Below are 15,545 nucleotides of genomic sequence, written 5' to 3' on the forward strand. Positions count from 1 at the left end.
CAGTCTCCCCTCCTGAGACTGGTTCTTATTTTTTAGTTATCGAAACCCACACAATACATTCACCGCGTTTATAGTTTATTTATGCTGAATCGTTCAGATATGAAATAACCCCCCTGTCATTACCGTAGCGGTCTATAGTCCAATAATATAAAAGTTCAAGACCATAGCATTCATATTTCCATTTATTGAATAACACTATTATTACTGTTGTTTATTATATTGATGTTTATTTCAATAAAAACAAACCCATTTAAATACAATTATTTACCATAAAAACAACCATTAAAAGCAAACTGGAAAGTATCCTTTTCAAATGACTAATTACTTTTTTAATATGGATAAGTTGCAGAATACTTTCTTTCTGACTATATCATCTAATACGAAAGAACTATTCAGCCGAAAGGGCCCGGACGTATTTAATCAATAAACTAACATCTATGTGACCTAATCAATGAAATTACATGTGTAAATTCATCTTTATGATGAACGGAGCCCCTGTCTGCTCATTTTCCCAGCGCGCTGTTGCGGATTAATACTCCCGGCATGCCATCAGGAGTGAACATATGCGTCTACTCGCCGTTGTATCAAAATTAACTGGCGTTTCCACAAATTTTGAAGCCTCTGAAGTTACGCTCAGTTCACCTTCTATCGTGAAACTGTCTGTGTCGCGTGAGGAGGTGAGTCAACTCACGCGCGTTAATCAGGATCTGGTTGTCACACTCCGCTCAGGTGAAACCATCACCATTAAAAATTTCTACCTCGGAAAAGGCGAAGCGCAAAACCAACTTGTTCTGGAGGACAGTAATGGCGCACTGTGGTGGGTTCAGGATACTGACGGAGCATTCAATTTCCAGCACCTGGACGATCTCACACCGCTGATGACGGCCGAAGGCAGTCATGAAGGCGGCGCCGTCTGGCCGTGGGTTCTTGGCGGGATCGCTGTCGCTGGCGGGATTGGCCTCGCTGCGGGTGGTGGCGGTGGCGGCGGCGGTGGGAGTGATAATAACGCTGGAAACGGTAACGCTGGAAACGGTAATGCTGGGAACGGCAATGGTAGCGGCGGCAATGGCAACGGCGGCAACGGTAACGGTAACGGTAACGGTAATGGCGACGGTGATGGCGATGGCGACGGTGACGGTGATGGCGGCACACCGCCAACGACAACTCCTAACAGGCCAGACGTCCCCGTTATCACCAGCATAATCGATAACCAGGACCTGATTACTGGCCCTGTCAATCAGCAGGAATCCACCAACGATAATACGCCGACACTCCAGGGCACCGGCCCCGCGAATGCCACATTACATATTTTTGATAACGGCGTCGAAATAGGCCAGGTCACAATCGATGCCAACGGCAACTGGTCGTTTACGCCATCCTCTCCTCTGGCAGACGGCACACACCAGTTTACCGTCAGCGCTTCAAACGGTGCTGGCAGCAGCGGCATGTCGGACAGTTGGGAAATTATTGTCGATTCGCTTGCCCCCGACGCCCCCGTGGTCACTCAGGAAACCGACAATGTCGGTTCCATTACCGGCCTTATCGCCAATAACGGCGTAACCGACGATGCCACGCCGACGCTCACTGGCACAGGCGAAGTAGGTAGTACCATCAACATCTATGACAATGGCATCCTGATTGGTATGCAAACTGTAGATAGCAATGGTAACTGGACATTTACACCGGACATTCCGCTCAGCGATGGTGTTCACAATCTGACGCTGACGCAAACTGACGCCGCAGGTAACGTGAGCGCGGAAACGCGCGTGCCGACATTCATCGTTGATACCACCCCGCCTGCAGCCGCAGTCATTTCCTCCGTTAATCCGGAAGGTACAACGGTAACCGGTAGCGCTGAGGCGGGAAGCCTGGTCATTATCATCGGCAGTAATAATCAGGTTTTGGGTTCAACAACGGTCGGTCAAACCGGCAATTTCGTCATCGCGATTTCGCCCTCACAGACGCACGGTGAAGCGCTGATCGCGAAAATTCAGGACCAGGCAGGCAACATCGGGCCAGATACCTCTTTCAATGCCACCAACTCTGGCTACCCGGGCGTGCCCGTTATCGTCAGCATAATGGATGATTTTGCCCCCTCAACCGGACCATTGAGCAATAATCAGGCCACCAACGATAATACCCCCACGCTCTCTGGCACTGCCGACGCCAACAGCACGGTTAACATTTATAACAATGGGGTGTTTGTCATAAGCGTGCTAGCTGATGCCAGCGGCAACTGGACCTGGACCTCCAACACCAATTTGCAGGACGGCTTATACGCCTTCACCGCCACGGCGACCAACCACCTGGGTACGGGAGGAACGTCACCAGCGTTCAATATCAGCATCGACACACAACCACCGTCAGCGCCGGACGATCTGAACGTATCTGCCGATGGCACTGTTGTTACCGGGACGGCCGAGCCGGGCAATACCGTGGTTATCACCGGCAGTGGCGGAACTCAGATCGGCAGCGGCGTCGCCGGAACGGACGGCTCATTTACCATCACCATTAACCCACCACAGACCAATGGCGAAACCATTGAAGCCATCGCAACCGATCCGGCAGGAAACCCAAGCCTGCCAGAAACGGCGCTTGCACCAGACATTACCGCGCCACAGCCCCCAACAAACCTGCTAGTTAATGGCACTGGCGACCAGGTCACCGGCAAAGCCGAACCCAACAGTACGGTCAATATTCTGGATCCAGATGGCAATATCATTGGTACGGCAACTGCCGATACGGATGGGGATTTCACCGCAACGCTGGTTCCGCCGCAAACCAACGGCGAGACCCTTACGGCAAATGCGACCGACACCGCAGGCAACAAGGGCGACAACGCCTCTGTCACCGCACCGGACACCACGGCACCTGATGCGCCAACCGGCGTCACCGTCGCCGGAGACGGCGGTTCTGTAAGCGGACATGCTGAAGCGGGAAGCACCGTCACCGTTAAAGACAGCAACGGTAACCCGATTGGCATAGGCCAGGCTGACAGCGGCGGCAATTTCACCGTGTCTATAGCGCCGTCGCAAAAGAACGGCGAAACGGTAAAAGTCACCGCAACGGACAGCAGCAATAACGAGAGTCAGCCTACCTCCGCGTTGGCTCCGGATATCACTGCACCAAACCAGCCAGTTATTATTGCCGTTACTGATGATGTTGACGATTTCACTGGCCCCATCAATAACAATGGGTTAACCAACGACGATAAACCGAAAATTGAAGGCATCGCCGAAGCAGGTTCGCGGGTCAAAATTTATGATAATGGCACCCTGCTTGCGACCGTTACCGCTGATAACAACGGTAACTGGAACTATACGCCCACCGCAGCACTAAGCCAGGGCGCGCACGTATTTACGGTGACGGCAACAGACGCTGCCAACAACACCAGCAGCGCGGCCAGTTGGAAAATTATTGTCGATAGCATCGCCCCAACCGTTCCAGTAATAACGTTGGTTAACGATGATGTTGGCAGCATTACGGGCAACGTTGCAAATAACGGTTGGGTCACCAACGATAACACGCCAACCCTCTCGGGTACCGGTGAACCAGGTTCACTGGTGAGCCTGTACGATGGCAGTCTGTTGATGACGGTTATTCTTGTCGACAGTTCAGGCACCTGGAGCTATACCGTTCCGGGAAATCAGGTGCTCAGCGATCGCACTCATCAGTTTACGGTATCGGCAACCGATGCCGCCGGTAATGTCATCACCTCACCCACTGTGGTCAGCGTTACCGTAGATACTCAACCGCCAGGCGATCCTGTCATTTTGGCTGCCACCGACGACGTTGGGAATGCGCCGATCGATCTGCCTTCCGGAAGCCGTTCAAACGATACCTTACCAGAGCTGAAAGGAACCGGAATAGCCGGTTCTACAATCACCCTCTATGAGGGTTCCACGCCAATTGGCAGCACAACGGTTTTACCCGCCGGCACCTGGAGTATTCAACTCAGCCAACCGCTCAGTGAAGGCGCACACAATTTATCCGCTATCGCCACGGACGCTGCAGGCAACGCCAGCAATGCAGGGAACTTTACGCTGACGATTGATACCACCCCACCAGTTGCCCCGGTTATCAGCTCTGCAGAAGGTCTGATTGGGACAAATCTACAAACGCTGAGTAACGGCAGCAGTACCAAGAGCTCGAATCCCGAACTCTCCGGAACCGGCGAGCCCGGCGCGAAGATTACGATTTATGATAATGGCGGTTCTATTGGCATCGTCACCGTACAGCCAGACGGCACCTGGACATTTACCCCAACCTCACTCGCCGACGGGCCGCATAAATTTACCGCCACGGCGACTGACGTCGCGGGCAACACGGGGATCCCGTCGGCAAGCTTTACTCTGACAGTAGACAATACGCCTCCCGCACAACCAGCCGCGCCAATCATTACCGACGATGTGGCTCCGGTAACGGGTGTGGTCACTAATGGCAACACCAATGACACCACGCCAACTTTTAGCGGCACGGGGAACGTCGGGGATCTGATTACCCTCTATCTTGCTGGTACTCCCCCATTGCAGGGAACAGCAACAGTAGGTGCAGACGGTACCTGGAGCTTCACTCCGTCAGCACCGGTTGCTCCTGGTAGTTATCAGGTAACTCTCACCGCAACCGATCCAGCAGGCAACGTCAGCCTGCCATCTAACGCCATAACACTGAACATCGACACGACGCCGTCTGCACCACCGGTGATCATCGCCGCCAACGATAATGTCGGTGATGTCACGGGCGACCTTGCGCCAGATGCCGTAACTGATGACACCACGCCAACCATTCGCGGTACTGGCACAGACGGGGATACCATCACCCTGTATAACGGGGGGACGGTAATCGGTACTACAACGGTGGCTGGTGGAACCTGGAGTATTACGCCAGGGACTGCGCTGGCGAATGGAAGCTACACGTTAAGCGCCACCGCAACCGATCCGGCAGGTAACATCAGCAACAATTCAAACAGCATTTCGTTTACGGTTAACAACACGAAGCTGACGTTGCCGCAGGTAACGGATATCCAGGATAACGTTGGAATCTTTACCGGTTCGCTAACCAGTGGCAGCGTCACGGACGATACCACCCCGACCATTAGTGGGACCGGCACACCGGGCAGTACGGTGTTAATTTTCGATGGCAATAATCCCGTCGCAATTGCTACGGCTACGGTTGCTGCTAACGGCACCTGGAGTGTGGATGTTCCCCTCACGCCGAACGTCACTCACACACTGACGTTCGGCGCAGTGGATGCCGCAGGTAACTCACTGGCTGCAGATAACCCGCTGACGTTGATTGTCGATACCCTGCCGCCTGCAACGCCTACGGTTACCAGCGTAGATCCTAACGGGACGCTGGTAAGCGGTACGGCCGATGCCGGCAGCACCGTGATTATTCGCAGCGGTAACACCATTCTCGGCCAGGGGGTGGCAGACGGTTCTGGTAACTTTGCTGTCACCATTTCGCCAGCGCAAACAACCGGTCAGGCGCTCAACGCCATCGCTCAGGATACCGCCGGAAATCAAAGCGATCCGACAACGTTTAACGCCGCTACCTCCAGCGTTCCGCATCCACCGACTCTTGAGATCGTTGATGACATCGCGCCCATCATGGGGGTGATTGGCAATGGTAAAACCACCAACGACACCTTACCGCTGCTGCAAGGGACCGCCACTGCAGGGGCATCGGTGACTATCTATCAAAATGGCGCATCCATCGCCACGGTAACCGCCGATGCCGTGTCTGGCGCATGGAGTTATCAGCTACCCACTGCGCTGACTAACGGCATAACCTATAACTTCACGGTTTCACAAACGGTAGACGGTACCCCAAGTGGTCTGTCGCCCAACTACGCAATCACCATCGACACCACGCCCCCGCAGGTGCCAACTATCACCAGTATTATTGACGATATTGCCCCCGGCACCGGATCGTTGGATAAAGGGCAAATTACCAACGATTCACGCCCGACGTTTAACGGAACCGGCGAAGCGGGGGCAACCATCACCCTTTACGATAATGGCATCGCTTATGCCACTACCACAGTAAACAGCAACGGATTCTGGAGTTTTACCCCGACCGCTCCGCTGGGAGAAGGCGACCATATCTTTACCGCTCGCGCAACAGATGCCGCAGGCAACCAGGGAGATCCATCCGGTGATTTCCAGATCATTGTCGATACCCTGGTGCCGAATGCCCCCTCTATTGTGACAGTCACGGACAACGTTGGTACAACCCAAATCCTGACCTCCGGACAGTTGACCAACGATAATACTCCAACGCTTGCTGGCGTTACCGAGGCGGATTCGATTGTTACTATCCGCGATAACGGGGCGGTCATCGGCACAACCATCAGCGATGAAAACGGCAACTGGAGCTTTACGCCTGCGCCTGCTCTCGGTGAAGGCAGCCACTCGCTGACTGCCACTGTCACAGATGGCGCGGGCAATATCAGCCCGGCAACGCCGCCGTTTGTGGTTGTCGTCGACACGCTGTCGCCAGCGGCACCGACCATTACCTCCGTAATTGACGATCAGCCTGGCAATACAGCGCTGACCAACGGACAACTGACAAACGATGCGCAGCCTACGCTGAACGGCAAAGGCGAGATCGGTACCATCATCACGATCCGTGATAATGGCGTCGCCATCGGTACAGCGCAGGTGGACGAGTCAGGCAACTGGCGCTTCACACCGGATGCACCGCTGGGACAGGGACAACATATATTCACCACCTTTGCCACTGATCGGGCAGGTAACTCCGGCGGAGTATCATCATCGTTTACTATTGAGCTGGACTCAGTTGCCCCGTCAATCCCAGTCATCAGCTCAGTTCAGGACAGCACCGCACCGACAACAGGCCCGATAACCAACGGGCAGACCACGAATGAATCCCGTCCGGCCCTGAGCGGCACCGGTGAAATTGGCGCGACCATAACCGTCCTGAGCGATGGTCAGCCCATCGGCACCACCACCGTTGGGGCAAACGGCACCTGGAGCTTAACCCCAACGGATGCACTCAGTAACGGCCCGCATACGCTGACCGTCACCGCCACCGACAGCGCCGGTAATACCAGCCAGCCATCCAATGGCTTCGCGCTTATCGTGGATACCGTGTTGCCTGGTACGCCAGCGATTACTCAGGTTGCAGATGATGTCGGCCCGCTGATCGGTAATCTGAACAACGGTCAGGCCACGAACGATCCACTCCCGACGCTTAGCGGCACGGCTGAAGCCAATTCCACGGTAAGAGTTTACGATAACGGATCGTTTATCGGCTTTACCTCAGCGGATGGCACGGGCGCCTGGAGCTTCACGCCAGGAACCGAGCTCGGCAACGGTAACCACGCGCTGACGGTGACAGCCACCGACGCTGCCGGAAACGTCAGCCTCACGTCCGCTGGATTTAACATCGTTGTTGATACCGTCGCCCCGCTTGCGCCAACGATTATCCAGGCTTTTGATGACGTGCTACCGGGAACCGGAACGCTGTCGAGCGGGGCCTTTACCAACGACACCCGTCCCGTACTCAACGGCTCGGCGGAAGCCGGTGCCCGGGTAGCCATCTACGATAATGGCACGCTGCTGGCAACGGTAACTGCGGCGATAGACGGCACCTGGGAATATCTGCCTGCCGCGCTGGGTAACGGTCAGCATGTGTTTACCGCTATCGCCACCGATGCCGCCGGAAACGTAAGTCCCACCTCCGGCGGGTTTATTATTAATGTCGACACCATTGCGCCATCCGCCCCGCTGCTGGTCTCAGTGGTGGATGATATCGCAGGCGGCGTGTTCAATGCGGCGCTCAACAACGGACAACTGACCAACGATGCGCGCCCGACGCTGAACGGTACCGCCGAGGCAGGCAGCACCGTCAGCATCTATGATGGAAGCACCCTGCTGGGTACGGCGCTGGTGCAAAGTAATAACAGTTGGTCGTTTACCCCAACTACGCCGCTGACGAATGGATCGCACACCTTCACCGTCACCGCGACTGATGCGGCGGGCAACACCAGCAGTGCGACGGCAGGCTTTAGCGTGGTGGTCGACACCACGGCGCCGACGCGGCCTTCAATCAGCAGCATTATTGACGATGTCGGGCCAAACACCGGGGCGATTGGCGCTAATCAGCCAACCAACGACGCACGCCCAACGTTAAGCGGCACCACAGAAGCCAACGCGCGGGTCGATATTTACGATAACGGCAGCTTTGTCATCAGCGTGACGGCGGACGGCAGCGGCAACTGGAGTTACACCCCAACCACCGCGCTGGCACAAGGTACCCACTCCTTTACCATCACCGCAACGGACAGTGCGGGTAATACTAGTGGCATATCGTCTGCGGCAGCGATCGTGGTCGATACCGTCGCCCCGGGCATTCCTACAGGGCTGGCGGTAAACGCCAACGGTACCACGCTCACCGGCGTTGCCGAGCCAAACAGCACGGTCATTATTACCTCCAGCGGTGGAACGGTGCTCGGCACGGCAACCGCCAACGCCTCCGGTAATTTCACCTTCACGCTGAACCCACCGCAAATCAGTGGGCAAACGCTGCAGGTCAGCGCCCAGGATGCCGCAGGCAACATCGGCACGGCGGGTAACGTTCTGGCACCGTTTACCGGCGTACCGCCTGTACCAGTTATTGCCAGCGTACTTGATGACGTCGGTACGATCACGGGGCCCGTCGCCCCCGGTAAAACAACCAATGATACGCTGCCAACGCTCAGCGGAACGGCGCAGGCTAACGCCATCGTCAGCCTGTACAACAACGGCGTGCTCATGGGCACCACGACCGCAGACGGTAACGGGATCTGGAGCTTTACCCCATCCGGGGCGCTCAGCGAAGGTAACCACGCGTTTACCGCCACTGCAACAAACGCCAACGGCGCAAGCGGGTTGTCCAGCTCGTTCAGCGTGATTGTGGACACCACGCCACCGACCGCGCCAACGATACTGATCAGCGCCGATGGCGGCACCGTCAGCGGCGTCGCCGAAGCGGGAAGCACGGTCACTATCTCCCTGCCCGGCGGCACCAGCGTGACGGCAATCGCCAACAGCAGCGGTGTCTACAGCGTCAACCTGCCGGTTCGCCAGATTGAAGGCCAGTCGCTGTCCGCCACGGCGACCGATGCGGCGGGCAATACCTCATCGCCGACAAGCGCTATCGCACCGGTATTACCGCTGCTGGCTGAAGACAATGTCACCAGTCTGCCGCTGCAAACCGATGTTATCGTCAGCACCGATCATCAAAGCGATTATGGTTTCCTGCTGGTTAATGCGTTGGGGAATGTCGCCAACGTGCTGGGGAACGATACGGCAAGCGTTAATTTCAGCATCGCTTCTGGCGGCAGTGGGTCCATTACGATCAATGCCGCCGCGACCGGCGTGGTGCTGTCGCTGTTAAACACGCTTGAAGTCGTTATCCAGCGCTTTGACACCGGGCTGAATGCCTGGGTAACGGTGGTGGATACCGGGAAACCAGACTTCGCCAGCCTGCTCACCCTGGGCGCCTCGGGCGTAACGCTCAATTACGGCGGACTGACTGGCGGTGATTACCGCGTGGTCAGTTACAACACCAACCTGCTGGCGACCGGGGCATACACCAGCCTTGATGTCTCAGTGGTAAAAGCCAGCGCAGGGACCATCATCGGCGGTACCACGGAATCCGGGAACATCATCACGGATACCGATCCCGCCAACGGGCAGGATAATGCGCCTTCCGGCACGTTGGTCACCTCCATCACCGACGGTAACGGCAACGTCGTGAATATCCCGGCGGGCGGCATTGATGTGCAGGGGAAATACGGCATCCTGCATATCAATCAGAACGGTAGCTACACCTATACCCTGACCAATACGTCAATCTCGGTGTATGGGCGCTCCGAAAGCTTCACCTACACGCTGACGCATGGCAGCGATCACTCCTCGGCAAAACTGGTGGTAACGCTCGGTCAGGCTCCAACCACCAGCACGGTAACCGCGGCAGACGATGCAGCAGTGCTGACTTACGGAACGCAGGTCATCGCGGTTGACCACTTGCCATCACAACAAACCGGCTTCACGCTCGCCAGCGTCGGACTCGGCAATGTGCTGGACGTCAGTCTGGTCAACGGTCTGACTAACCCGATTAAGTTCAACGTTGACGATGGCGCAACCCGCACGCTGACCGTACAGGCTAATGTTCTCGGCGTGACGCTTGGCGGCTTCGATCTCTATGTTTATCGCTTCAACGAGTCAATTCAGCAGTATGAGCAGTACCGGGTACAGCCAAACTGGGTCACTGCCCTACTGGGCGGAAGTTCGTCAGCGTATACCATTACGCTACCGGGTGGCGATTATCTGTTCCTGCTTAACGCTTCCGGCGGTCTGACGCTGCTGACCAGCTATACCCTGAATATTCAGGCCGATCACACCTACGCCGTCGACAGCCTGAGTGCGACAACCAATGGCAATCTGCTGGTCAACGACTCGGCTCCGGCCAATACCGTTATCACCGAAGTAAACGGTATCGTCGTTAACGGGACGGGCACTACCACTATTAATGGGCAGTACGGCACGCTGACTATCGATGCGAAGGGGAACTACACCTACACGCTAAGAAGCGGACTGGGTGCAGACGGTATCAACACCCCGGACAGCTTCGTATATAAGGTCAGAGCACCAAACGGCGATACCGGCAGCGCCTCGCTGAATATCAAACCAACGCCGCAGCCGCTGGACGCCGTAAATGACATCAGTAGCACGATGGCGGTAAGTACCGTTCAGGATTCTGCTGCATACGGAAGCGGCGCGCTGGGAACAGCGACAATTCCGACGCTTGGGAACAAAGCAACCGGTACAGGTTCGTTTGATATCGCGACAAATGACGTACTGAAAAGCGCCACGCTCAACTTCAACATCGGCACGCTTATCACCGTCGGTACGCTGGGCATTGCCTGGACAATCACCGGTCCCGACGGATTCTCGCTTTCTGGCTCTGTACCCGCCAGTTCCATCAGCCTGTTAGGCAGTTCAATTGCCATCTCGCTGGGTAATGCCGAGCTGGCCGCAGGCCATTACAACATCAGCTTCACCGGAACAATGGGAGGACTGGCAGTTGGCAACGTCAGCATTACGCCAAACGTCACGGGCACGACATGGCACCTCAATACCTATGACGTTAACGCCACCACGGTGAATGGCAATATTTTTGATGGCAGTGATGCCGCCGGCGCGCACGATCAGCTCTCAACCGTCCATACCCAGCTCACCGTCACCGGCTTTAACGGCAGTACTGCCACCCTCAATCCGGCCAGCAGCGCCAGTAGCGCAATAATTCAGGGTCATTATGGATCACTGACCATGAACCTGGATGGCTCATACATCTACACGCTGAAGCCGGGTGCAACCGTAGCATCGATCACCAGCAAAGAGACCTTTACCTATACGCTTAACGACCAAAACGGGCATACGGACACCGCTACGCTGACCATCAATATGAATCCGCAGATGGTAAGCACCGCACAGCATGAGGTGATCACCGGATCGGTCTACGGCGATACGCTGATTTATCACCTGCTCAACGCCAACGACGCTACCGGCGGCAACATTAGCAATGGCGCTACCGACAACTGGACCAACTTCTCGCTGGCCCAGGGCGACAAAATCGATATCGGCGACCTGCTGGTGGGCTGGAACGGGCAGAACGCTACGCTCGGCAACTACCTCACCGTGACCACCAACGGTAACAACACGGTGATTGCTATCGACCGCGACGGTACCGGCAACACCTGGCACTCAACCAATCTCATAACGCTGGAGAACGTACACACCACGCTCGATGAGCTGGTGCAACAAAATCACATTGTGCCCTGAAGCTAACGCATAACGTTAAAGTGCCATAACTACAGCCCCGGATGCCATGACGTCCGGGGCAATAACAGTCGTCGCTGCCGTATTTTGTAAGGGATAAACTATGAGAAATGTCGCGCCTGTTGCCTTACTGCTGGCATTAACGCTCTGTCCCCTGCGGGTGAATGCCGAAGATGAACCGCAAATTATTACGCCGGAAGGACTGGCCACCAGCCAGATGCTGCCCTCGCTGGACGGCGCGGTTGCCGATCTGCCGCTGAGCGCCGCCGCCCCCGGCAGCCTGACGCTCAACGACGCAGTGAGCCGCGCCGTGAGCTGGCATCCTTCTATTCGTGAATCCATCGGCAAACTGCTCTCACAAAATGAGCAGATCGATGTTGCGAAATCAAAATATTACCCGCAGGTTTCTGCCGGGATGAATAACGGTTACAGCAATACTTACACCGATCACGGCTTTAGCCCGGCCCTGGTTATTTCAGTGTCGCAAATGCTGTACGACTTCGGCAAAGTGGCAAGCCAGGTCCGCGCTGAAACCGCCGGATCCGCACAACAGCAGGCGAATGTGTTACTCAGTATTGATACCATCGCCCACGCAACCGCCAACGCGATAGTCCAGGTGCAGACGTGGCAGCAAATGGTGGACGCCGCCGAAGAGCAGCTCAGCGCCTTGAACGGTATTGGTCGGCTGACCCGTCAACGCAATGATGAAGGGGCAACCTCGCTATCCGACGTGGTGCAAACCGATGCGCGTATCGAGTCTGCACGTTCTCAGTTGGCGCAGTATCAGGCCAATCTCGACAGCAGCAAGGCAACGCTGATGAGCTTCCTCGGCTGGAACTCGCTTAACGGCATCAGCAACGAATTTCCGGTCAAACTGGACAGCAGTTGTGATGTGGTCAAACCGGACGATAAGCTGGTTCCCGCGGTGCTGGCGGCATGGGCGCAGGCGAATGTGGCACAGGCAAATCTCGATTACGCCAACGCGCAGATGACGCCCACTATCTCCCTGGAGCCGTCGGTTCAGCACTATCTCAACGACAAATACCCCAGCCATGAGGTGCTCGACAAAACCCAGTACTCCACGTGGGTAAAAGTCGAGATGCCGCTGTATCAGGGGGGCGGACTCACCGCCAGACGCAACGCCGCCAGTCACGCGGTAGAGTCTGCACAGTACTCCATCCAGCGTACCCGACTTGAAGTGCGGCAGAAATTACTGGAATCCCGCAGCCAGGCGATGAGCCTCGCCACTGCCCTGCAGATCCTGCGTCGCCAGCAACGGCTGAGTGAACAAACGCGCGAGCTTTATCAACAGCAGTATCTGGACCTCGGGTCACGCCCACTGCTCGATGTGCTTAACGCCGAGCAGGAGGTATATCAGGCCCGTTTTGCTGAACTCCAGACTCAAAACCAGCTGCGCCAGCTCCAGTTGAACTGCCTCTATAACACCGGCTCGCTTCGCCAGGCGTTCGCCTTAAATAACCGCAGTATTCAATCGGTGGAGATAAAGCTATGAGCGACGTCGATACACATGCGGAAGATGCGATTGGCGAACACGCCCTGAGCCAGTGGGCGCAGGCAATGACGCATATTGCCTGCCACTATCGCGTTGCCTGTTCGCCCGGTGCAATCCAGGCCAACGCCCCGTGGTTTGCGGGAAAAAGCCGAGCTATGGCCCTGTCGCAGCTGGCGCGTCAGGCGGGGCTGTCATTTCATGCGCTGGATACCGCCACGCAGGCGTTCGGCCAGTGGCGTCTGCCGGTGGTGGCCGAACTGCGCGACGGCCAACTGATGGTGATAGAACATTTCAACGGTGAAGATACGTTGGATGTTTTTATCATCGCCGAAGAGGGCCAGCGTAACCGACTCACAGTTGCAGAACTTCTGCCGGAGATCGTGAGCATTACCGCGCTGCGCCCGCTGTCGGCGCTGAAGGACAGTCGGGTAGACCGCTATATTTCGCGCTTCAGGCCCGACTGGATGCGCGAACTGGTGTTACAGGACATCCGCCCTTACCTGCCGGTCATGATTGCCGCCTTTCTGATTAACGTCCTGTCGCTCGCCGGGATTATCTTTTCGATGCAGGTCTATGATCGGGTGATCCCCGCCCAGTCTTATCCAACGCTGTATGTTCTCTCCACCGGCGTTCTGGTGGCGGTGCTGTTTGGCTTTTTGCTGCGCGAAGCGCGTACCCACATAATGGACCTGCTCGGCAAACGCGCCGATATGCGCATTTCCGATCGCGTGTTCAGCCACGCATTGCGGCTGCGCAACAGCGCCGTTCCCCGCTCGACGGGGAGCTTTATTTCTCAACTTCGCGAGCTGGAACAGGTTCGCGAGATGATCACCTCCTCAACCCTGTCGACCCTTGTCGATCTGCCGTTTTTCTTTTTGTTTATCGTGGTGCTGGCCTTTATCGCCCCGCCGCTGGCGTGGATAGCCCCCGTCGCGGCCCTGCTGATGATCCTGCCTGGTTTGCTGTTACAGAAGAAACTGGCGGTGCTCGCCAACCAGGCAGCGCATGAATCCACCCTGCGCAACGCGGTGCTGGTCGAGAGCGTTCAGGGGCTGGAAGATATCAAGCTGATGCAGGCGGAAAACCGCTTTTTACAACAGTGGAACAGCTACATCCGTATTACCGGAGAGTCCGGACTGCGCACGCGCAAGCTGACTCAGGGGCTGATTGGCTGGGGCATGTCGGTACAAAGCCTGGTCTACGCCGCCATCATTATGTTCGGCGCGCCGATGGTCATTGAAGGCACAATGACCACCGGGGCGGTGGTGGCCGCGTCGATGCTCGGTTCCAGAATGATTGCCCCGATGGCGAACCTGTGCGGCGTGCTGGCCCGCTGGCAACAGGTCAAGGCGGCGAAGATGGGGTTAGACAGCATCATGCAGCTTCCCACCGAAACGCAGTACGATGAAGACCGGGTGCATCAGGAGATTTTTCACGGCCATTATCTGTTTGAAAACGCGCACTTTCGCTACCACAGCGACGATCAACGCGTTCCGCTGCGCATCTCGCGTCTGGAGGTCATGCCCGGCGAACGAGTGGCGATCCTCGGGCGTAACGGCGCCGGGAAATCAACGCTGCTACAGGCCATGGCGGGCGGCGTGGAGATCGTCCAGGGCGATGTCCGACTCGATAACCTGAGCCTGGCGCAAATTGATATGGCCGATTTACGCCGCAATATCGGTTTTCTCAGTCAGAATGCGCGGCTGTTTTTCGGCACCCTGCGCGAGAACCTGACCCTCGGCGCACCGCATGCCAGTGACGCGCAGATCTTCGAAGCGCTGGAGGTCAGCGGCGCGGCGGCTTTCGTTAAACAACTCGCCAAAGGGCTGGCACACCCCATTATGGAGGGCGGCAACGGTCTGTCCGGTGGACAACGGCAGTCGATCCTGCTGGCAAGAATGCTGCTGCGATCGCCCAATATCGTGCTGCTCGACGAACCCAGTGCCTCGCTGGATGAACATACCGAACGAGAGTTTATTCAGCGCCTGAACCAGTGGCTGGGCAACCGAACATTGATTGTCGCCACCCATCGCGTGCCGGTTCTGGAGCTGGTCGAGCGCGTAGTGGTGTTAAAAGAAGGTCAACTGGTCATGGATGCCCCGAAAGCGCAGGCGCTGAATGCGAGCCGGGCACCAGCCCCTACTCACGGTCGGGAGTGGAAAAATGAAAACCAATCCGCATGA

3 protein-coding genes are annotated in these 15,545 nt (G+C 56.4%); all 3 read left to right on the forward strand.

Annotated features, from left to right (window positions below; genetic code table 11):
• The first annotated feature begins 563 nt into the window (after positions 1–563).
• The 3 genes from OGV75_RS03885 to OGV75_RS03895 all read left to right on the forward strand — a co-directional run bounded on the left by OGV75_RS03885 (position 564) and on the right by OGV75_RS03895 (position 15,545).
• Positions 564–11,852: a BapA/Bap/LapF family large adhesin gene (locus OGV75_RS03885; protein WP_286480361.1), complete on the forward strand. Its 11,289-nt coding sequence runs from the start codon at positions 564–566 to the stop codon at positions 11,850–11,852.
• Positions 11,853–11,952: 100 nt separating this feature from the next.
• Positions 11,953–13,362: a TolC family outer membrane protein gene (locus tag OGV75_RS03890; RefSeq protein WP_286480362.1), complete on the forward strand. Its 1,410-nt coding sequence runs from the start codon at positions 11,953–11,955 to the stop codon at positions 13,360–13,362.
• Positions 13,359–15,545 (forward strand): type I secretion system permease/ATPase, encoded by a 2,187-nt coding sequence (locus tag OGV75_RS03895; RefSeq protein ID WP_286480364.1) that lies wholly within the window; start codon positions 13,359–13,361, stop codon positions 15,543–15,545. The genes OGV75_RS03890 and OGV75_RS03895 overlap by 4 nt, the downstream gene beginning before the upstream one ends.

It is taken from the genome of Citrobacter sp. Cb028 (genome assembly GCF_030336705.1).
In the GTDB taxonomy this organism is placed as follows: domain Bacteria; phylum Pseudomonadota; class Gammaproteobacteria; order Enterobacterales; family Enterobacteriaceae; genus Citrobacter; species Citrobacter braakii.